The organism is Mesobacillus maritimus, assembly GCF_023715205.1.
Classification (GTDB): Bacteria; Bacillota; Bacilli; order Bacillales; family Cytobacillaceae; genus Mesobacillus_B; species Mesobacillus_B maritimus_C.
Genome location: NZ_JAMBNR010000009.1, coordinates 85837 through 106645, shown reverse-complemented (window position 1 = coordinate 106645; position 20809 = coordinate 85837). Strand labels below are relative to the sequence as shown.

The window sequence follows — 20809 nt, the reverse complement described above, 5'->3', positions numbered from 1 at the left end:
CCGCGTCCAATTTCTCTATATTAATATTCAATCGTTATGATGGGTGTGCCAACTACGAGGGTAGTATTTCCGCCCATTCCATCTGGTTTTCTAAGTCCAAGCTGTAAATTCATTTCATGATCTTCGCTAATGGTTTCTGTAAATAATGGTGAATAGGCTGATGTTGAAACAAAATTCTCCTCTTCTAATGCTTCGATTTCCTCCGCATCAAAAGCCTCTAAAAGCCCACTCATATAAACCGGCAAAGCCTCATCAATCTTATCACCGAACTCGCCCTTTATACAAGAAAAAGTTTGCGGCTCTGCATGAAAAATTGTACGTACCTGTTCCGGCCAGGATTTCGCAATGAAATCCTCTGCATGAGTACTCCAATTCTTTCCTTTTACCTCATACATCACATACGTTTGCATGGGTCCGTGAGCCACGATTTTAATTTCTTCTATATAATCAGACGAAATCGAGGTTCCAGTGATGGTTTCTTGATTCTCTTCAACCGAATGACTCCATGACCAGTCGGAAAACTTGTCTTTCAACTGTGTCACATAATGGTCCACTTTTTGACTTTCCATCATTTCTCGTGAATACAAAGACCACTCATTGATTAAAATATGTTCGTCCTCTAAGACCGAAACCAGTTTCGTTAAATCTTGATTGCTTTCGTTCGCGACGATTGTCTTATTCCCTACCTGAAACATTATAAAACCGATTATGCCAATAATTGATAAATAAAAGGACCATTTTTTCATTTTTACGTCCCCTCCCCTTACTACCATTCTTACCAGCTTAAGGAGGAGCATACTAAAAAATTCTCGTCACTTTTTGACAATTATTGTATAAACAACATGTCCAGGTGTTCACTAAAGAATCAAGAAGAACGAACCACTGCTTTTTTATTGTTCATTATATGGTAAAACGTGATCATACGTTGCTAAAATACTTTATGAAAGTCTTCACAATAAAAAATCAGTCCACAGATAATCTTACTCAATAATACTTAATTTGAAAACATGTATTAATACCTAAATTTTTACCATTTTACCTGTTTGTAACTATTGAAATAAAGTTGGTAACTGTTGCGACCATAGTAAATAATCAAGGAAGAAATTACTAACCGATGAACCGATTACAATGGAGAGCATTATGTAAAGGACTCTAGCTTGGAAAACACGATTGGCACGTAGTAGTTTGTCAAAATGTAGTGATTGCAAGGCCCACCAGGCCAGGGCAATAAATGCCAGATGGGAAACGATGCTGAGTAGCGATTGTGTGCCAAAGTCCGTTATCACTCATCCAACCCCCTTTGTTTCTATATTTGTTCTCTTTTAATATAGACGGATTTCGAACCAGAAGGTTTCACTTTTTTTGCTTAAAAGAACCTTCACTCGTAAAATATGTTTTTCTCATGTCAAATATTACTATACAGAGACAAGTTGCAAAAGAAAACCCGTCCTTTTAGAGAATAGCACCTTTTCAATTAAAAATATAGAAAGCTGACCTCCCCCAAGGCCAGCTTTCGTTAAAAACCCCTTATTTAACCGTTCCACCCAAATCCCCCAACCTGAGTGGTTATCCCATAAAATCAATAAACTGTTCGAAGTTTGTTTGCAAGAAATCAAACGCCAATTGTGGCATGACTCCGAATAAAATCGTGGCAGCAGCACACAGAATAATGACAACCGTTGTGCCAACTGGTACCTTCACTTTTGTCTCCTCCCCAGTAGCTGTTGGACGGAAGAAGACTTGTGATAGAATGCCAAAATAGTAGAAGTAAGAAATGACGGTCGCCCCAATCATGATCGATGCGAGCACATAATGCGATGGATTCACCATCAACGCGCCAAGGAAAATATTAAGCTTCCCAATAAAACCTGCCGTACCCGGGATTCCTGCGAGCGATAGAATGAACACACCCATTGTCACAGCCAAAATTGGCGAGCGGCGATACAAGCCAGCAAACTCACTAATATCTTCCGAACCGGTTTTCATCGTCACCAATTGAATGATTGCAAATGCCCCAAGGTTCATAAACACATAAGCGAGCATGTAGAACCAAATGCTATCAAACATCACATATGACATAGCGGTAAAGGCGACTAAAAGATAACCGGCATGGGCAATACTGGAATAAGCGAACATCCGCTTAATATTGCGTTGCCTCAACGCGACCACGTTTCCTAAAATCATTGTCACCGCAGCGAGGAATCCAATGAAATCTTGTAAAGCGAACAACATCGGAGTTGTCCCATCTTCCATCGGTACCGATGCAAAGATCGAAACCATCACGCGGATTAAAATGACAAAGCCGGCAATTTTCGAAACCACACTCAAGAAAGCTGTCACTGGTGTAGCGGCGCCTTCATACACATCTGGTGCCCACATATGGAATGGCACGGACGCTAGTTTGAAAGACAAGCCAACAAACACCATGAAAAACGCTAATCCGAGCAGATAAATATGTTGTGAATCAGAGATTGACATCAACATGTCGGACATTTCCTTCAAATTCGTAGAACCGGTTATTCCGTACAAATAACTCATCCCGAACAACGTAATTGCCGTGGAAATACTTCCGTTGATTACATACTTCATCGCTGACTCATTCGACTTCAGGTTCTTCTTCCGCAAACCAGCTAAAATATAGGAAGAAATCGATAACGTTTCAAGGCCAACAAACAATGTGATCAAATCGCCACTGGAACTCATGATCATCGCGCCAAGCAACCCTGTTAGGAATAAATAGTAAAATTCCCCTCGGTACTCGGTAAGACCTTCTTTTGACTCGTAATCAATTGCAAGCAGCAACACAAGCGCAGAGCCAACTAGCAATAACAGCTTGAATGCTTTCGCAAACGCATCAAGTCTAAATGTATCATGTAAAATCGAACCGAGCGGATTATCGAGCAATCCAGTGAGTGCCGCAATCGCGAGCAACACCGACGCAAACCCGAGCCAACCTAGAAGTTTTCGGTCCACTTTCTTTGGTAAAAACAAATCCAATAACGTTAAAATGACGGTAGCGATGAGAATGATGAATTCCGGTGCCATCAAACCCCAGTCAAATGATAATAATGTCTCTAAATCCATCCTTCATCACCCTCCTATCCCTAGCACGATGTTCTCTAATGGCTGACTTAACACAGCTGGATATACGCCAATTAGGATAATCAGTCCAATTAGGACTAGGACCGGTGCCCATTCAAATGAACGGAGGTCACGGATGCCGGCGTATTCCCGGTTCGCCTGCCCGTAAGTGATCGATAGAACAGCGCGAAGCAAATAGACAGCCGTCATGATAATACCAAGGGCTCCAATGGCCGCTAGTATTGGCATCTCCTTAAACAATCCAAGAAACGCCATAAATTCACTCACAAACCCTGACATCCCTGGTAAACCTAGCGATGCCATCGCACCAGCAAGCAAGAACCCTGAAGCGATTGGCATGCTTTTCGCGAATCCACCAAGTTCGTTCATTTGCGTTGTCTGAACACGTTCATACAAGACGCTAACTAAGAAGAACAACAAAGCTGAAATTAGACCGTGTGAAACCACTTGGAAAATGGCTCCCTGAACACCCGCTTCATTGGATGCGCCAAGCCCAATCAAGACAATTCCCATATGGGAAATCGAAGAATACGCAAGCACCATTTTAAAATCGGTTTGGATAAACGCCAGAAACGCTCCGTAAAGCAAGTTAATAACTCCAAGAATCGCGATGAGAACCGCTAGCGTTTCAAATTGTTCTGGGAAAATCCCCATTCCAAAGCGGATCAAACCGAAAGCCCCAATTTTTAATAGAATTCCAGAGTGCAACATAACAATCGATGGTGGTGCTTCCACGTGAACACGCAACATCCAGCTATGCAATGGAAAGATTGGGAGTTTGACACCAAACGCAATCAATAACGCAATGAAAAGTCCCATTTTTAACGATTCAGACATCGCGGCTAGCGTTTGCCCTTCCCCACCATTGACCAATACTTTTAATGTTTCAATATTGGTTGTACCAGTTTTCGCAAACAGCACCATGATGACGATTAAAAGAATCGCTGAACCTAATCCATTGTAGATTAAGAAACTATAAGCTGCTTTTTCTTTATTGAAATAGCCCCATTTTCCAATTAAGAAGAACATTGGAATCAACGTAATTTCAAAGAAGATAAAGAATAAAATCAGGTTTTGAGCGGTGAACACTCCAAGCATCCCTATCTCCAGCAGCAAGAAAAGCATATAATAGCCTTTCCATTCATTTTTAATATGAAGAGAGGCAATCGCTGCTAATGTCGCTAACACAGAAGTTAGCACGATCATCAACAAGGAAAACCCGTCGATCCCTAGCTCGTATTTTACCGTAAAGAGATTGGCATGAATTGCTGAGAAATCGCTAAATCGCATCCAATTCACTTGTTCCGAAAAACTTGCAAGATCTTTGCCACCCAAATACGAGAAATAAGCAAGTAATGCTAGAATCGTAGCCGGCAAAGTAGCCAGAACGCCGAGCATTTTCAATCCTTTTTCATTGCTCTTTGGCATTAACGCCAAAAGCACAATACCTAATAACGGGGAGAAAACGAGTAGACTTAAATAATAACTATTCATTATAAGTACCCCCCTGTTAGCGCAAAGATGAGCATCAACACGGCCAGGCCAACAAAGGCAACTGTTCCGTATGCTTGAACTTGACCATTTTGCAGTTTTGCTCCCAGTTTTCCTAAGCCTTGAACAATGCCTGTCACCGACTTCACTAGACCTTCCACAAGGAAGAGTTCAATAAAGCGTAGGAAAAGACTAACTGCTTTTGTTGCATAAACAATCGTACTTTGATAAATTTCATCAATGAAATATTTATTATTGACGATGCTGTAAACCGTTGGTGCACGGCTTGTGAACCAATCTTGCGCTAGGCTACGCTTCATGTACATCAAGTACGCCAGGTAAATCCCTGCCAATGACACAAGCGTGGCCACAATCATGATCCAAGCTGGACCTTCAATATGACCATGTCCTAGCGCTTCATTGCCTTCCACTAACCAGTCACCAAGGAATGTTCCAAACCAAGGCGTGTTCACATACCCACTTATCACCGCTAAAATGCCCAGCACCACCATTGGGCCTGTCATCGAAGCCGGAGATTCATGAACATTCTTGTACTCGCTCCGCGGTTTTCCGGTAAACACCATGAAGAACAAGCGGAACATATAAAATGCGGTGAAAAATGCTGCAATGACCGCCAACCAAAACAACACATAATTGCCATTTGCCCATGCGGCAATTAAAATTTCATCTTTACTAAAGAATCCAGATAATAATGGCACTCCACTAATCGCCAATGTCCCGATTAAAAACAACGGCGCTGTAAACTTCAGCCTTTTCCAGAGACCGCCCATTTTCTCAATATCTTGTGTATGCACTGCATGAATCACGCTACCCGCTGCCAAGAACAACAACGCTTTGAAAAAGGCATGCGTCATCAAGTGGAACACGCCAGCCACATAGCCTGCTGCACCTAATGCCAACATCATGTAGCCAAGCTGACTGACGGTTGAATACGCCAGCACACGTTTGATATCGGTTTGCGTCAATCCGATCGTTGCCGCAAAGATGGCTGTAACCGCCCCGACAATCGCTACGGTCGCCATTGCGGTCTCACTTGCAGCGAACACCGGGAACATCGTAGCCACTAAATAAACCCCAGCAGCAACCATTGTCGCGGCGTGGATCAAAGCGGAAACCGGTGTTGGACCTTCCATCGCATCTGGTAACCATGTGTGAAGCGGGAATTGACCTGATTTTCCAACCGCCCCTACAAAAATTAAAATCGATGTAAGAGTGATCATCGTTCCAGAAACTTCCCCAGCTTGGACGCTTGCGAAAATCTCGTCATATTCGAAGCTACCAGTCTGCCAGAATAAGAGAATCATCCCAATTAACAGACCAACATCCCCGATTCTTGTCATAATAAATGCTTTCTTTGCCGCTGCCTTGGCACTGTCTTTATGGAAATAAAAGCCAATCAACAAGAAGGAACCGACACCGACAAGCTCCCAGAAAATATACGTTTGTAGAAGGTTCGGTGAAAGAACAAGTCCGAGCATTGCAAATGTGAACAATCCTAGATAAGCATAGAACACTGGAAAGCGCTCGTCACCGTGCATATAGCCTTTGGAATAGGTATGTACTAGAAAGCTGACTAGTGACACAATCACCAGCATCAATGCGTTTAATTGATTTACCTCAAATCCCACTGTTAATTGCAGATTTCCTATTTGGAGCCAATCAGCTTCTGCTTTGTAGGTGTCATTCGTCAGACGACCTACCAACACGATCACTGAATAGACCAAAGAGGCAAGGGTTAGCAAAATCCCTACATACGCACTCGCTTCTTTCAGCTTTTTGCCGAATAGAAGGAGGAATAGAAACGATAAAAGCGGGAAAAGCGGAATGAGCCAAGCATTCTCCATCTATATCACAATCCCCTTTTTTGAACGCGCCTCCCTACATCTTTCGCGCGTCAGAGTGTGCCCGTTATGGGGCCGTGTTAGTTTTTCAACGTATTCATTTCATCTGTATTAACTGTTCTGCGGTTCCGATATAACGATAATAGGATCGCAATCCCAACTGCCACTTCCGCAGCGGCAACCGCAATCACAAACACCGTAAAGATTTGACCAGTAATCGAAGGCACCATGCCAAACTTACTGAAGGTAACCAAATTAATATTCACTGCATTCAGCATCAATTCAATTGAAATGAGCACAATGATCGTGTTTCGTTTTGTCAGTGCACCATATAGGCCGATACAAAATAAAATAAGCGCTAGCGCCAGAAAGGCTGAAATGGGAACTCCATTCATTCCTTCTCCGCCTCCTTCTCGTCGTCATCCTTCCGCGACAGAACAATTGCCCCAACAAAGGCCACCAATAGAAGGACGGACATCAATTCAAATGGAATCACATACTTGCTAAACAACTCCATTCCGATTTGTTCTGCGTTGTTCTCATGAAGCGCCACTGGTGTCGTACCGAAATCTAAGTCATAGATTCCAATGTAAAAGACTGCACCAAACGCAAGGATTCCCAACAAAAGGAATAGCCGTTTCCATCTGCCGACACTAGGACTTTCATCGTCTTCATCATTATGCTTCGTTAACATGATTCCAAAGAGCATGATGATACTAATCGCCCCAGAGTAGACCAATACTTGAACAACGGCGAGAAATTCCGCCGATAACAGCACGTAAAGACCTGCAATGCTAAGGAAGGTAAACACAAGGGCTACAACCATATGAACCACTTTTGTTAGGTTCAGTAAAAGTACCCCACCAATAATGGCGACAAGCGCAAGTGCGAGGAACGCGATAAATTCACCAGATACCGTCATGCCTTATTCACCTTCCGTACATTCTCGTCATTTTCATCCAGCCACTCCAGATTTTTAAACAAATCATCTCGACTGTATTCCGCCAATTCAAATTCGTTTGTCATTACAATCGCTTCAGTCGGGCACACCTCCGTACACAAATCACAGAGAATGCAGATTTCAAAGTTGATGTCGTACGTATCGATGATCTTCCCTTTTTTCGTCGGGTCCGGATGCTTTTTCCCCGTCAATTGAATGCAATCGGTCGGACAAATATTCGCGCACTGATTACAAACAATGCATTTCTCCGGATAAAACTTTTGAATCCCCCTGAACCGGTCTGGTAATGGTACCGGCTCGTTTGGGTAGTCGTAAGTGACTTTTTCTTTACTCAAGTTTTTAAGGGTATAAGCTAATCCTTTCGTCCATCCTAGCACGTATTTTCACCCCTTGGTTTGGAAGCTATAAAGCGCCTGATCCTGCCCGGTAAGAAGTGCTTTCTGACTACAAACCCGAGGGCTAGGCGCTGCAGCTAAACGTATTTTTTAAAGGCTGTGTTCGTAAAGATTGTTGTTAAAAAATATTCAATAATTCTTTTAATAGAGCGGTTAAGAAGATATTCGCTAATGCAACTGGCAATAAGACTTTCCATGCAAATTCCATCAATTGGTCTGGACGCATCCTTGGGAATGTTGCTCGGAACCAGTACAGAATATAAGTGACAACCGCAAATTTAAGACCAAACCATACTGCTCCTGGAATGAAGCTTAGGAACTCAAATGGAGGCAACCAGCCGCCAAAGAACAACACGGTCATCAGTGAAGCCATTGCGAACATATAAACATACTCGGCCAGCATGAACATTGCCCAACGGAAACCAGAGTACTCGGTATGGAACCCGGCTACAAGCTCGTTCTCTGCTTCTGCTAGGTCAAACGGAACACGGTACAATTCAGCCATAGCGGCAATGAAGAACACCACGAATGCAATCGGCTGCCAAAGAATATACCAACCACTTGCTTCCTGGGCCGCAACGATGTCGTTTAAGTTCATGCTTCCTGTTAACAACACAATCCCTAAACCAGACATTACCAGCGGAATCTCATAGGAGACCATCTGTGCGGTTGCCCGCATCCCACCAAGCAAGGAATACTTGTTATTAGAGGCCCATGCCGCCATCAACGTCCCAATGACGGTAATGCCTGAGATGGCTAGATAATACAATAAGCCCACATTCAAATCGGCAAACTGCAGCTTATCTGTAAACGGAATAGTCGCTACAACCATAAAAGATGGTGCAAACGCAATAACAGGCGCAATGATAAACATCGGTCGATCTGCAGCTTTTGGAATCAAGTCTTCTTTTACAAGAAGCTTTAAAACGTCCGCAACGGTTTGCAACAGCCCCCAACGGCCTCCGAGGTGGTTCGGACCAATCCGCCCCTGCATAAACCCTAAAACTTTCCGCTCCGCCAAGATGGCGTACGTAACAAATCCTAAAATGACAAATAAAAAGGTAAGAGCCATTAAGAAGAAGATTCCAAAGTTGAGTAAGCCAGGGCTCGAATGAAGCAGGTCTTGAACCATTATCCGTCAACCTCCCCGAGAACGATGTCAATTGCCCCTAAAATCGAAATGAGATTCGAAATGTTTTGACCCTTTAAGAGCTTCGGAAGGATTTGAAGGTTATAGAATGATGGTCTTCTAAACTTCAAGCGATAAGGTTCTTTCTTCCCGTCACTCGCAATATAGCACCCAATTTCACCCCGCGAGCCTTCGATTCGTACAAACGCTTCGCCTTTCGGAGGTTTAATGATTTTCGGTACCTTCGCCATAATCGGCCCTTCTTCAGGGAACTGTTCAACGGCTTGCTCAATGATTTTTAACGATTCTTCAATTTCAGCTAGGCGGCACTCATAACGCGCAAACGCATCACCGCCATCGCGAGTCACGACATCAAAGTCAAAACGGTCGTAAATCGAATATGGTTCATCTTTGCGCAAATCCCATTTCACGCCGGTACTCCTTAAATTCACACCACTTAAGCTATAGTTCAACGCATCCTCTTTCGTATACGTTCCAACATTCTTCGTACGGCTTAAGAAGATTTCATTCCCAGAAACCAACTGATGATAGCCATCGAGCATTTTTCTCATATAAGGCACAAAGTCTCTGACTTTCTCAAGCCAACCTTCTGGTGCATCCCATTTCACACCGCCAACACGCATATAGTTGAAGGTTAAGCGGGCTCCTGATAGCTCATTTAATAGATTTAAAATCATTTCCCGCTCACGGAAGGCATAGAGCAATGGGCTCGTCGCTCCAAAATCGAGAATATATGTACCCCACCAAAGCAGGTGGCTCGCCACCCTGTTCAATTCCATTGCAAGTACACGTAAATATTCCGCCCGCTCTGGGATTTCTATCCCCATCATGGTTTCAACTGCATGAACCAACACATAGTTATTGGTCATCGCTGACACATAGTCCATCCGGTCGGTATAAGGGATAATTTGAGTAAACTGGAGATTTTCCGCAATCTTTTCGGTCCCGCGGTGCAAATACCCGATTACCGGTTCCGCGTTTGTAATGACTTCCCCATCAAGGGTGAGCACTAAGCGAAACACGCCGTGTGTACTCGGGTGCTGCGGGCCAACGTTCAAAAGGACTTCTTCCGTGCGTATCACCGGCTACACCTCCACATCATACGGTTCATAGTCTTTTCTTAATGGATAACCGATCCACTCTTCACCAAGCATGATACGTCGTAGATTCGGATGTCCCGTAAAGCGGATGCCGAGCAGGTCATACGCTTCGCACTCTGGCCAATCAGCTCCAGCCCAAAGCCTTGCAACTGACTCGATTTCAGGCTGTTCTCGGTCAAGCTTCACTTTTAAAGCGACTGATTGCTTGTTTTTATAAGAATAAAGGTGAGCATAGACTTCCATGTGTGTTTCAAAATCACTTCCATGGATTTCGGATAAATAATCGAAGCCAAGGCTTTCATTGAACTTTAGAAACTCCGCAATTTTATAATACGCCTCTCGTTTTGCCACCAATGTCGGAACATCTTTTGAGAGATTATTAATATAGGAGTCTTCTAAAACTTCCTCACCTAAATGCTTTTTAATTATTTCGACATATTTGTCTAGATATTTCTGATTTGGTGATGGTTGCTTCGGTTCTGTTGGTTCTTCTGTAGCAGCACCTTTTCCAGCTTTCGCTCTTGCGGCGGCAGCGGCTTTTGCTTTCGCAGCTGCAATTGCTTTCGCTTTGGCATCGTCTCCCGAACCGCTTCCACCTTCAGCAGCCTTTTTCTTCGCAGCGGCAGCAGCTTTCGCTTTCGCAACAGCGGCGGCTTTCTTCTTGGCTAAGTCATCACCTTCGTCGCCACCTTCTGCTTGCCCCATCGCTTTTCGCTTTGCAGCGGCGGCAGCCTTTGCTTTGGCTACAGCAGCAGCCTTTTTCTTCGCTAGTTCGTCCACTGTATCGCCTGACGATTCGTCTGCTGGTGCTTCTTCACTCGCTCCCTGCTCTGCGAGTTCTTTTGCTTTGCGCTTTGCGGCTGCGGCGGCTTTCGCCTTAGCTACAGCAGCGGCTTTTTTCTTCGCTAAATCGTCCACTGTATCGCCTGACGATTCGTCTGCTGGTGCTTCTTCACTTGCTCCCTGCTCTGCGAGTTCTTTTGCTTTGCGCTTTGCAGCTGCGGCGGCTTTCGCTTTGGCAACAGCCTCAGCTTTCTTCTTCGCTAAGTCGTCCGCTGTATCGCCTGACGATTCGTCCGCTGGAGCTTCTTCATTTGCTCCTTGTGCTGCAAGTTCTTTCGCTTTTCGTTTTGCGGCTGCAGCGGCTTTTGCTTTCGCAACAGCCTCAGCTTTCTTCTTCGCTAAATCGTCTGCTGTATCGCCTGACGATTTGTCCGCTGGAGCTTCTTCACTTGCTCCTTGTGCTGCAAGTTCTTTCGCTTTTCGTTTTGCGGCTGCTTCGGCTTTCGCTTTCGCAACGGCTTCTTTTTTTAGACGTTCAAGATCTTTATCCCCGCTCATCGACTAGATCACCTTCTTCCCGGTCTTCGCCTCGTAACGGATTTTCTCTTTTAATTTATTAATCCCGTAAATTAGGGCTGCGGGATTAGGAGGACAGCCTGGTATATAGACATCCACTGGAACAATTTGATCGACACCTTTTACTACGGAGTATGACTTGATGTATGGTCCACCTGCCGTCGCACAGGACCCCATAGCCACTACCCATTTCGGTTCAGCCATTTGGTCATAAAGCCTGCGAACTGTCGGTGCCATTTTTTTCGTTACCGTCCCTGATACAATCATGACATCGGATTGTCTTGGTGAGTTACGATAGAAAGTACCAAAACGCTCGATATCATAGTGCGCAGAACTCGTTCCCATCATTTCGATGGCACAGCAAGCTAGACCAAATGTCATTGGCCATAACGATGCGCTTCGAGCCCAACCTTTCACTTCATCAAGCTTCGCGAAGAAAATATTTCTTCTTACTTCTTCCATTTCTTCTTGTGACAGAAACTCCAAGTTTAAATCCATTTTAGCACCTTCTTTTTCCATGCGTAGATGAGTCCAATCAGAAGCATCACAACAAAGATTAGCATTTCAATCAGCGCAAAGATTCCCAGTTTCTCATACGCAATTGCCCACGGATACAAGAAAACGGTTTCCACATCAAAAATCACAAACATCAGGGCAAAAACATAATAGCGGACATTGAACTGCACCCTAGCATCGTGGAACGGTTCAATTCCGCTTTCGTATGTAGTGTACTTCGCAGCGTCCGACTTGAACTTCGGACGAAGAAGCTTGGCCATAAACAAAGCCACTACAGGTAACAAGACACCGAGACATAGGAACGCAAAAACCATCAAATAATTATTTTGGTATACATTCAAAAGTTCCATGCCTAACCCCCTATTGTTGTAGAATATATTCAGAGTATTTACACATGTAATCGATACCAATTATATCATTGTTACCAAAATGTGTCGATAAAGCCTTAGCAAACTATCAAATTTTGTTACATATTTTTGAAGATTTTCCAGTTGTGAAAAATGTTATTGAAATTGCATAAAATATTTTTCATTTTATAAAGATGTCCTGTCCTTCTATACCTATGCAGCTCGGTATAAAAAATGAATTTTTATGAGAGTTTGTCTTAGAGTTGGGGACATAAGAGAGTGTTGGAGGTAGGTTGTTCACCAATTCATGTTTGTTTCCTTCTAGTATTGGTGTCTTGGTTGGTTTTGGGGATGTTGTGAGTTGCTTGTGTTCCCTTTTACATGGCTTTTGCTTTTTTTGGGGAACGCTAGAACCCTCTTGCGTTACTTTTCCTTGGCTACGTTCTTGTCAGGAACACTAGGAATCTCTAACGTTACCTTTTCCACCTGCACACCCTCATTCCGGGCACGATAGAAACCCTATCGTTACCGAATCCACTCCCACACCCTCATTCCGGGCACAATAAAATCACCCCACCCAAAACCAACAAAACCAAGCAAAAAAAGAGCGCCCCCTAAAAGGAGACACTCTTTCGTCAATTCGATTATTATTATTATTTTCCCTGGGCAATGGAAATCCGGTTGATCGCGCGTCGAAGCGCTAGCTCGGCACGTTTGAAATCAACGTTTTCCTGCTGCTTCTCACGTAGTCTTTGCTCAGCACGCTCTTTGGCACGCATCGCACGTTCTACATCGATATCATTTGATTTTTCAGCAGTTTGAGCAAGAACCGTAACCGTGTCAGGACGTACTTCAAGGAAACCGCCACTAACCGCAACCAAATCAGTTTTTCCGTCCTTGATTAGACGGACTGCACCGATTTCGAGAGGAGCCACCATTGGGATATGGCCAGGCATGATTCCAAGCTCGCCCGTTTGAGCTTTAGTGCTGACCATTTCCACGTCAGATTCATAAACCGGTCCATCAGGAGTAACAACATTGACTTTCATCGTCTTCATTTTTTACCCTCCTGGTCCGTTATTAAACCTCTACACCCATGCTCTTTGCTTTTTCAATTACTTCTTCAATACGACCTACAAGACGGAATGCGTCTTCTGGAAGGTGGTCATATTTTCCTTCAAGGATTTCCTTGAAGCCTTTTACCGTTTCTTTAACTGGCACGTATGAACCAGGCTGTCCTGTGAACTGCTCGGCAACGTGGAAGTTTTGAGATAAGAAGAACTGGATACGACGAGCGCGGTGTACAACTAGCTTGTCCTCATCTCCAAGCTCATCCATACCTAGGATCGCAATGATATCCTGCAATTCACGGTAACGTTGAAGCGTAGACTGAACTTGACGAGCTACTTCGTAATGCTCTTCGCCAACGATTTCACCTGAAAGCGCACGAGAAGTGGATGCAAGTGGATCCACCGCAGGGTAGATACCCATCTCAGAAAGCTTACGCTCAAGGTTTGTAGTCGCATCTAGGTGAGCGAACGTTGTCGCTGGAGCCGGATCCGTATAGTCATCGGCTGGTACGTAGATGGCTTGGATGGAAGTAACAGAACCTACGTTAGTAGATGTGATACGTTCCTGTAATTTACCCATTTCAGTTGCAAGTGTTGGCTGGTAACCAACGGCAGATGGCATACGGCCTAGTAGGGCAGATACCTCAGAACCTGCTTGTGTGAAACGGAAGATGTTATCCATGAAGAAAAGAACGTCCTGTCCTTGTTCATCACGGAAGTATTCAGCCATTGTCAAACCAGTTAGAGCAACACGCATACGTGCACCTGGTGGTTCGTTCATCTGTCCGAATACCATCGCTGTTTGCTTGATAACGCCTGAGTCAGTCATTTCGTGGTAAAGGTCATTTCCTTCACGTGTACGCTCACCAACTCCAGCAAATACGGAAATACCGCTATGCTCTTGGGCGATGTTGTTGATTAATTCCTGGATTAATACGGTTTTACCAACACCGGCTCCACCAAATAGACCGATTTTTCCACCCTTGATATAAGGGGCAAGAAGGTCAACGACTTTAATCCCTGTTTCAAGAATTTCAACCTCAGTTGATAATTGTTCAAAAGTCGGTGCATCACGGTGGATCGCATCACGACGAACGTCTGCTGGGATTTCAGCATCAAGGTCAATATTTTCTCCTAGTACGTTGAATACACGACCTAGCGTCGCATCTCCAACTGGTACGGAGATTGGTGCTCCTGTATCGACAACTTCTGCTCCACGTTGAAGGCCGTCTGTAGAAGACATCGCAATCGTACGAACAGTGTCATCGCCTAAGTGAAGGGCTACTTCAAGAGTTAATTTGATTTCGACTTCTGATTCATTTTGTGGTTTCGTTTCAATCCTTAATGCGTTATAGATCTCAGGAAGGTTGCCGCTTTCGAACTTAACGTCAACAACTGGACCCATAACTTGGAGAACGCGTCCTTTGTTCATCTTGTTCCCTCCTAACTAACTTCCTTCTTCCAATGTATACATCATGATGGGATGTGGGCTTTCGACCAACCACATCCCGAACGTTTCTACTCTAGTGCCGCTGCACCGCCAACAATCTCGGTAATTTCCTGGGTAATGGCAGCCTGACGAGCACGGTTATAACTAAGGCTAAGTGAGTTGATAAGCTCATTGGCATTATCAGTTGCATTTTTCATGGCGTTCATACGCGCAGCATGCTCACTCGCTTTACTGTCAAGTAATGAGCCATAAATTAAGCTCTCAGCATATTGAGGTAAGAGAACCTCTAAAATTTCTTCCGCATTTGGTTCAAATTCATAGGATGTAAGTTTTGTTGGAGCTTCCATATCCGTTAAAGGAAGAAGCTTTTTCTCCGTTACTTCCTGTGAAATGGCGCTAACATAATGGCTGTAGTAAACATACAGCTCATCGAATGTTCCATCCGCAAACATTCCAACTGTACTGCTGGCAATGTCCTTAATTTCGGTAAAAGAAGGTTGGTCCGCTACTCCAGTGATTTCAAGCATGACATTCATGCCTTGTTTCGTAAAGAAGTCACGGCCTACTCGACCGATGGCGATGATGGCAAATTCATCATTCGATTTATGACGCTTTTGGATTGTCTGATACACTTGGCGGATGACGTTGCTGTTAAAGGCACCAGCAAGACCACGGTCCGATGTGATGACCAGATAACCCGTCTTTTTGACCGGACGGCTATTTAGCATTGGATGGTTTGCATCCTTCGCTCCCATTGCGATCGAAAATGTTACTTCTTGGATTTTCTCCATGTAAGGAACAAACGCTTTCGCATTTTGTACTCCACGGTTCCATTTAGAAGAAGACACCATTTCCATCGCTTTGGTGATTTGGCTTGTCTTTTTTGTCGACGTAATCCGGTTTTTTATATCACGTAAAGATGCCATTGGTTCTCACCACCCTTTTATAAAGATTGTTATTCTGATGAGGTCGACCGCACGGCGGCGGAAAGCTCTAATAAATTGTCTAGCTTTAGCATTTGGTCCCTCGAGGTTTGACCAGATGACTACGCTATACAAGTATCAGGCTATCCCCATGTGCAGTCTTCTCCACTTTTCATTGTCCAGCTGCGCCGACTAGCCCCTCGAGTCGCTTCGGTCCATCCGTTGAAGTCAAAAAACGACTTCATCGGCTGGCCCTCCAGCGCTTGTCGGGGCTGATCGAGTCGGCTCCGCTTTTCTATTTATTCAGAAACTGCAAACGTCTTTTTGAAGTCGTTGATTGCAGCGGCCATATCTTCGTCCTTAGGAAGTTCCTTCGTCGTCTTGATATGGTCTAACACTTCTTTACGGTTGGCGTCTAACCATGCATAGAATTCATTTTCAAAACGTAGGATATCTTGAACTGGGATATCATCAAGGAATCCACGTGTAAGTGCGTAAAGGATCGCAACTTGCTTTTCAACCGGGATTGGCTTGTTTAAGTCCTGCTTTAGAACTTCAACCGTACGCGCACCACGGTTTAGTTTTGCTTGAGTTGCTTTATCAAGGTCAGATCCGAACTGTGCGAAAGACTCAAGCTCACGGTATGAAGCTAGGTCTAGACGCAATGTACCGGCAACCTTTTTCATCGCTTTAATTTGAGCAGATCCACCAACACGAGATACGGATAAACCAGCGTTGATCGCCGGACGTACACCGGAGAAGAACAAGTCAGATTGTAAGAAAATCTGTCCGTCTGTGATGGAGATAACGTTTGTTGGGATGTAAGCTGATACGTCCCCTGCTTGTGTTTCGATGAATGGTAGGGCTGTGATTGAACCAGCGCCTTTTGCATCACTAAGTTTTGCAGCACGCTCTAATAGACGGCTGTGTAGGTAGAAGACATCCCCTGGATATGCTTCACGACCTGGAGGACGGCGAAGTAGCAAGGAAAGTTCACGGTATGCAGATGCTTGTTTTGTTAAATCATCGTATACAACTAGAACATGCTTGCCATCGTACATGAACTCTTCTGCCATTGATACCCCTGCATATGGAGCTAGGTATAAAAGTGGTGCTGGCTGTGAAGCAGCTGCTGTCACAACGATTGTGTAATCTAATGCACCGTGCTTACGAAGGGTTTCAACCGCATTACGTACAGTTGATTCCTTCTGACCAATTGCTACATAAATACAGATCATATCTTCTGTCTTTTGGTTCAAGATTGTATCGATTGCAACCGATGTTTTACCTGTTTGGCGGTCTCCGATGATCAACTCACGCTGACCACGACCGATTGGAACAAGTGCATCAATCGCTTTAATTCCTGTTTGTAATGGCTCATGAACGGATTTACGATCCATTACCCCAGGAGCGTTGTACTCGATTGGACGAGTTTTCGTTGTATTGATTGGTCCTAAACCATCAACTGGTTGACCTAGTGGATTTACAACACGACCGATCAGTTCCTCACCTACCGGAACCTCCATGATGCGGCCTGTGCGGCGGACCTCATCGCCTTCACGGATTTCAGTGAAAGGTCCAAGGATAATGATACCGACGTTATTTTCTTCAAGGTTTTGTGCCATACCCATAACGCCGTTTGAGAATTCAACAAGCTCACCAGCCATGGCATTATCAAGACCATGAACACGCGCGATACCGTCACCAACGGAGATGACTGTACCAACATCACTTACTTGAATCTCTGACTGATAGTTTTCAATTTGCGACTTAATCAGCGCACTAATTTCTTCAGCTTTGATGCTCATGAGTTTCACCCCTATCTACGAATCTTAGCCTAGCAATTTACGTTCGAGACGATCAAGCTTCCCACGTAAAGAACCGTCAAAAATGCGGTTGCCTACACGTAGCTTAATGCCACCTAGTAAATTGGAATCTGTAATATTTTCTAAAATAAGTGCCTTTTTACCGACTTTCGGTGCGAAAGCCAAGGATAAGGCTTCTTTTTGTTCATCCGTTAGCGGCTGGACACTGTAAACTTTCGCTTCAGCTAATCCTTTTGCTTCATTCACAAGCTCAATGAACTGATCGGCCACTTCGGTAATTAACGCCGTACGGTGACGGTCAACAAGTAACATCAATGTGTTCAGTACATATGGGCTCGCAGATGCAAAGGCTTGATTTAAAAGTTCTTTTTTCTTTTCAAGCGTAATGTTTGGAGAAGCTAAAACCGGTGTTAAACCCGTATTGTTTTGGAATACCTCTTTGACAACGCGGAGTTCCCCTTCAACAGTATCGAGAAGGTTTTGCTCTGATGCTACTTGAAAAAGAGCCAGCGCATAACGTTTTGCTACCTGCGGGTTGCTCATCGACCTTCTCCTGCCTCTTTGATATATTCATTGATCAATTTCTCTTGATCTGCTACAGAAAGTTCTTTTTCAATAACCTTCGATGCAATCATGACAGACATAGAAGCCAATTGCTCACGAATAGCGGCAACAGCCTGTTCTTTTTCACGCTCGATTTCAGCTTTAGCTGATTCTTTAATCCGATCCGATTCAGTACGAGCAAGTGCGATGATTTCATCACGTTGAAGATCGCCCTGTTTCTTCGCGTTTTCAATTAAAGATTGAGCTTCTTGACGCGCTTGCTTCAATAGCTCACGCTGTTCGTTTAGAAGTTTATTTGCTTCCGTACGACTTTGTTCTGCCGCACCGATTTCTCCAGCAATATGATCTTCACGCTGTTTCATGATGCCCATTAATGGACCCCATGCATACTTTTTCAGTAATGCTAACAAGATGAGGAACATAAGTAACTGGAATACAATATCACCCGTATTTAAGTGACCTGCTGATGCTGCCACTACAAAACCATTTGTTAACACCCTCGATTCACTCCCTTCAAGAGTCTTCTCTTCGAAAAAGATTGATGGAACAGTTTTTTATTAAAACCAGAAAGTTTGCTTTTATTTGCACATAAGAAACTGCTATTGGTAAAAAAACTACTTACCAATAGTCGTTTTAAAACTGCGAGATAAATGAATGGCGAAGGTTCGCTTCGGAATGATCTTCGCCATTTTTAACGACACTTAAATTATTGACCAACTACCATGAACGCGATAACAACCGCGATGATAGGAATCGCCTCAACTAGTGCAACCCCGATGAACATTGTAGTTTGAAGCATACCACGTGCTTCTGGCTGACGAGCCATACCTTCTACTGTACGAGATACGATAAGACCGTTACCGATACCAGCACCTAGTGCCGCTAAACCGATTGCGATTGCTGCTGCTAAAAGACCCATTATAAAGTTCCTCCTTTAAATGTATGAAAAAATAATTAGTGTTTTTTTGTTCATAAATGAACAGGAAAATATATTAATGGTCAGAACTAACTTTGTGAGATAGATAGACCATTGTTAACATAACGAAAATAAATGATTGAATGGCTCCAACAAAGATGGAGAAACCTTGCCATGCAAGCATTGGCACAATTGCCGCTAAGTGACCGCCAACACCCGTTGCAAGACTTCCTGCAATTAGGGTTAACAGAATTTCACCCGCATAGATGTTTCCGTAAAGACGAAGACCAAGCGTAAGTGTGTTTGCAAATTCTTCAATAATTTTAATCGGTAGCATGAATGAGAATGGTTTTAAGAACTCTTTCCCGTATGCAGCTACACCTTTTTGCTTAACTCCATAGTAATGAGAAAGCACGACAACCATCACCGCTAACGTCAATGTTACGACTGGGTCCGCAGTAGGTGATTTCCACCATAGCGTATGGTCAATGACAATTGAAAATGGAAGACCAAGCATATTGGAAACAAAGATATACATAATCAATGTAATTCCAAGGATATGGAACCTCCCGCCATCCTTCCAGTCCATCGCGCTATTAATGATGTTCTTAACGAAATCCATTACCCATTCCATAAAGTTCTGGATTCCTGTAGGCTTCATTGCTAGCTTACGAGTGGCTAGGACAGCAATAAGAAAAACAATAAGACTAGCAATCGTAATCATCATAACGTTTGCTAAGTTAAAATGGAGTCCTAAAAACTCAACTATAGGTGCTTCATGATTCACCAGTATTCACCTCTCTTCCCCGCTATCGACGTATATGAAAAGACTGGATTAAAAAATCTATCATAATGACAAAATAGGATGTCATTAATCCCAAAACAGTAAAAATTATGTGGAAATGTTCCGGAAACTCCATCGCAATCAGAACTGCGAATCCTGCCGCTGCATAGCGTGAAAACGAACCAAGCGAACGAACTTTCTTCCCTTGAAGCACATCATCCCCAAAATTCCAAGTCTTTCTTGCTAACAACCATAGGTTGTACAAACTAATACTTGTCCCAAGAATCAAACCCGCATAAATGGATTGGTGGTCTGTGAACCCCCAACCTAGCACATAAACAGATAACAACAAAAATATGTATTTGCGTTGACGTTCAAAAATTCCCCGTATTTCCGGCATAGCTGTCATTCTCCTGAGTAGAAATGTTGGACAAGTTGGATCATCGCATATACACCCGCAGCCAACCCAACCAACAAGCCTATAATTAAGAAAATAGGCTCAACCCCAAACTGACGGTCCAGCCATCTTCCAGCAAAAATTCCAATAAGAACACAGCCTACTAATTGTGCCGTTATGGCAGACATTAAGGCCATTGCTTGAAAGGGGTGACGGTTTTTTTGACGCATCTTCTCGCGCTCCAAGTCTAAGAGTATTGCGGTGGGGACATAGAAAAATAAAATGATAGATAATTGCGACGATATGAACTGTGATAAGGTTGAAAACCTTATCATTTACCCTTTGTAAGCATACAATAGCGACTTGTCAATGTCAATCCATTATAGGGAAAAAATTCACATAGTAATGAAAAACAATTTTTCCCTCTTTTTCTAGCAAATAACTATTCCATTAGCAAGTGAAATGATAAAAAAATGCCCTTCTTTTTGTTTCAATCAATTAGTTGCCAGACGCTAGAATAAGACTATTCTAATAATCCAATTATACCCCCTCTTCGCTAATAAGAAAAAGAAAAAAACGGAGGATTTCAAATTATC

General features: G+C 43.6%; 23 protein-coding genes. All 23 read right to left on the bottom strand.

Features of this window, described 5'->3' with window-relative positions; all coding sequences use genetic code 11:
• Positions 1 to 20: 20 nt before the first annotated feature.
• Positions 21 to 746 (bottom strand): YwmB family TATA-box binding protein, encoded by a 726-nt coding sequence (locus tag M3182_RS14250; protein ID WP_251558581.1) that lies wholly within the window; start codon positions 744 to 746, stop codon positions 21 to 23.
• Between the two features lie 303 nt (positions 747 to 1049).
• Positions 1050 to 1286 (bottom strand): DUF1146 family protein, encoded by a 237-nt coding sequence (locus M3182_RS14245; RefSeq protein WP_251427838.1) that lies wholly within the window; start codon positions 1284 to 1286, stop codon positions 1050 to 1052.
• 280 nt (positions 1287 to 1566) lie between these two features.
• Positions 1567 to 3084 carry an NADH-quinone oxidoreductase subunit NuoN gene (nuoN, locus tag M3182_RS14240; protein WP_251427840.1) on the bottom strand — a complete coding sequence of 506 codons (1518 nt, stop codon included), beginning with the start codon at positions 3082 to 3084 and terminating at the stop codon, positions 1567 to 1569.
• A gap of 6 nt (positions 3085 to 3090) precedes the next feature.
• Positions 3091 to 4596 (bottom strand): NADH-quinone oxidoreductase subunit M, encoded by a 1506-nt coding sequence (locus M3182_RS14235; RefSeq protein ID WP_251558579.1) that lies wholly within the window; start codon positions 4594 to 4596, stop codon positions 3091 to 3093.
• On the bottom strand, positions 4596 to 6458 hold the full coding sequence (gene nuoL / locus M3182_RS14230; RefSeq protein WP_251558577.1) for an NADH-quinone oxidoreductase subunit L: 1863 nt from the start codon (positions 6456 to 6458) through the stop codon (positions 4596 to 4598). The genes M3182_RS14235 and nuoL overlap by 1 nt, the downstream gene beginning before the upstream one ends.
• A 77-nt stretch (positions 6459 to 6535) precedes the next feature.
• On the bottom strand, positions 6536 to 6850 hold the full coding sequence (gene nuoK / locus M3182_RS14225; RefSeq protein WP_251427849.1) for an NADH-quinone oxidoreductase subunit NuoK: 315 nt from the start codon (positions 6848 to 6850) through the stop codon (positions 6536 to 6538).
• The gene (locus M3182_RS14220) at positions 6847 to 7377 is read right to left on the bottom strand and encodes an NADH-quinone oxidoreductase subunit J (protein ID WP_251558575.1); all 531 of its coding nucleotides are present in this window, start codon (positions 7375 to 7377) and stop codon (positions 6847 to 6849) included. Before M3182_RS14220 ends, nuoK begins: the two co-directional genes overlap by 4 nt.
• Positions 7374 to 7793, bottom strand: coding sequence for an NADH-quinone oxidoreductase subunit NuoI (gene nuoI, locus M3182_RS14215; RefSeq protein ID WP_251427856.1), 420 nt, complete (start codon positions 7791 to 7793; stop codon positions 7374 to 7376). Before nuoI ends, M3182_RS14220 begins: the two co-directional genes overlap by 4 nt.
• Positions 7794 to 7929: 136 nt before the next feature.
• On the bottom strand, positions 7930 to 8943 hold the full coding sequence (nuoH, locus tag M3182_RS14210) for an NADH-quinone oxidoreductase subunit NuoH (RefSeq protein WP_251427859.1): 1014 nt from the start codon (positions 8941 to 8943) through the stop codon (positions 7930 to 7932).
• The gene (locus M3182_RS14205) at positions 8943 to 10043 is read right to left on the bottom strand and encodes an NADH-quinone oxidoreductase subunit D (RefSeq protein WP_251558574.1); all 1101 of its coding nucleotides are present in this window, start codon (positions 10041 to 10043) and stop codon (positions 8943 to 8945) included. The genes nuoH and M3182_RS14205 overlap by 1 nt, the downstream gene beginning before the upstream one ends.
• A gap of 3 nt (positions 10044 to 10046) precedes the next feature.
• The gene (locus M3182_RS14200) at positions 10047 to 11402 is read right to left on the bottom strand and encodes an NADH-quinone oxidoreductase subunit C (protein ID WP_251558572.1); all 1356 of its coding nucleotides are present in this window, start codon (positions 11400 to 11402) and stop codon (positions 10047 to 10049) included.
• Positions 11403 to 11405: 3 nt separating this feature from the next.
• Positions 11406 to 11918, bottom strand: coding sequence for a NuoB/complex I 20 kDa subunit family protein (locus M3182_RS14195; protein ID WP_251427869.1), 513 nt, complete (start codon positions 11916 to 11918; stop codon positions 11406 to 11408).
• Positions 11909 to 12286, bottom strand: a complete 378-nt coding sequence (locus M3182_RS14190) for an NADH-quinone oxidoreductase subunit A (RefSeq protein ID WP_251427872.1) — start codon at positions 12284 to 12286, stop codon at positions 11909 to 11911. Before M3182_RS14190 ends, M3182_RS14195 begins: the two co-directional genes overlap by 10 nt.
• A 650-nt stretch (positions 12287 to 12936) precedes the next feature.
• Positions 12937 to 13341: a F0F1 ATP synthase subunit epsilon gene (locus M3182_RS14185; RefSeq protein WP_251427875.1), complete on the bottom strand. Its 405-nt coding sequence runs from the start codon at positions 13339 to 13341 to the stop codon at positions 12937 to 12939.
• A 22-nt stretch (positions 13342 to 13363) separates the two neighbouring features.
• Positions 13364 to 14785, bottom strand: a complete 1422-nt coding sequence (gene atpD, locus M3182_RS14180) for a F0F1 ATP synthase subunit beta (RefSeq protein ID WP_251427878.1) — start codon at positions 14783 to 14785, stop codon at positions 13364 to 13366.
• A gap of 86 nt (positions 14786 to 14871) precedes the next feature.
• Positions 14872 to 15729 carry a F0F1 ATP synthase subunit gamma gene (locus tag M3182_RS14175; protein WP_251427881.1) on the bottom strand — a complete coding sequence of 286 codons (858 nt, stop codon included), beginning with the start codon at positions 15727 to 15729 and terminating at the stop codon, positions 14872 to 14874.
• 296 nt (positions 15730 to 16025) lie between these two features.
• A complete protein-coding gene (gene atpA, locus M3182_RS14170) occupies positions 16026 to 17534 on the bottom strand; it encodes a F0F1 ATP synthase subunit alpha (RefSeq protein ID WP_251427885.1) in 1509 nt (502 codons plus the stop codon).
• Between the two features lie 24 nt (positions 17535 to 17558).
• Positions 17559 to 18095, bottom strand: a complete 537-nt coding sequence (locus M3182_RS14165) for a F0F1 ATP synthase subunit delta (protein ID WP_251427888.1) — start codon at positions 18093 to 18095, stop codon at positions 17559 to 17561.
• The gene (gene atpF / locus M3182_RS14160) at positions 18092 to 18613 is read right to left on the bottom strand and encodes a F0F1 ATP synthase subunit B (RefSeq protein WP_251427891.1); all 522 of its coding nucleotides are present in this window, start codon (positions 18611 to 18613) and stop codon (positions 18092 to 18094) included. Before atpF ends, M3182_RS14165 begins: the two co-directional genes overlap by 4 nt.
• Positions 18614 to 18822: 209 nt before the next feature.
• Complete coding sequence (atpE, locus tag M3182_RS14155) at positions 18823 to 19035, bottom strand: F0F1 ATP synthase subunit C (RefSeq protein ID WP_251427893.1); 213 nt, start codon at positions 19033 to 19035, stop codon at positions 18823 to 18825.
• Between the two features lie 73 nt (positions 19036 to 19108).
• The gene (gene atpB, locus M3182_RS14150; RefSeq protein WP_251427896.1) at positions 19109 to 19819 is read right to left on the bottom strand and encodes a F0F1 ATP synthase subunit A; all 711 of its coding nucleotides are present in this window, start codon (positions 19817 to 19819) and stop codon (positions 19109 to 19111) included.
• Positions 19820 to 19841: 22 nt separating this feature from the next.
• Entirely contained in the window at positions 19842 to 20216 is a 375-nt protein-coding gene (locus M3182_RS14145; RefSeq protein ID WP_251427899.1) for an ATP synthase subunit I, read from the bottom strand.
• 5 nt (positions 20217 to 20221) lie between these two features.
• Positions 20222 to 20443 carry an AtpZ/AtpI family protein gene (locus tag M3182_RS14140; protein WP_251427902.1) on the bottom strand — a complete coding sequence of 74 codons (222 nt, stop codon included), beginning with the start codon at positions 20441 to 20443 and terminating at the stop codon, positions 20222 to 20224.
• Positions 20444 to 20809 lie beyond the last annotated feature (366 nt).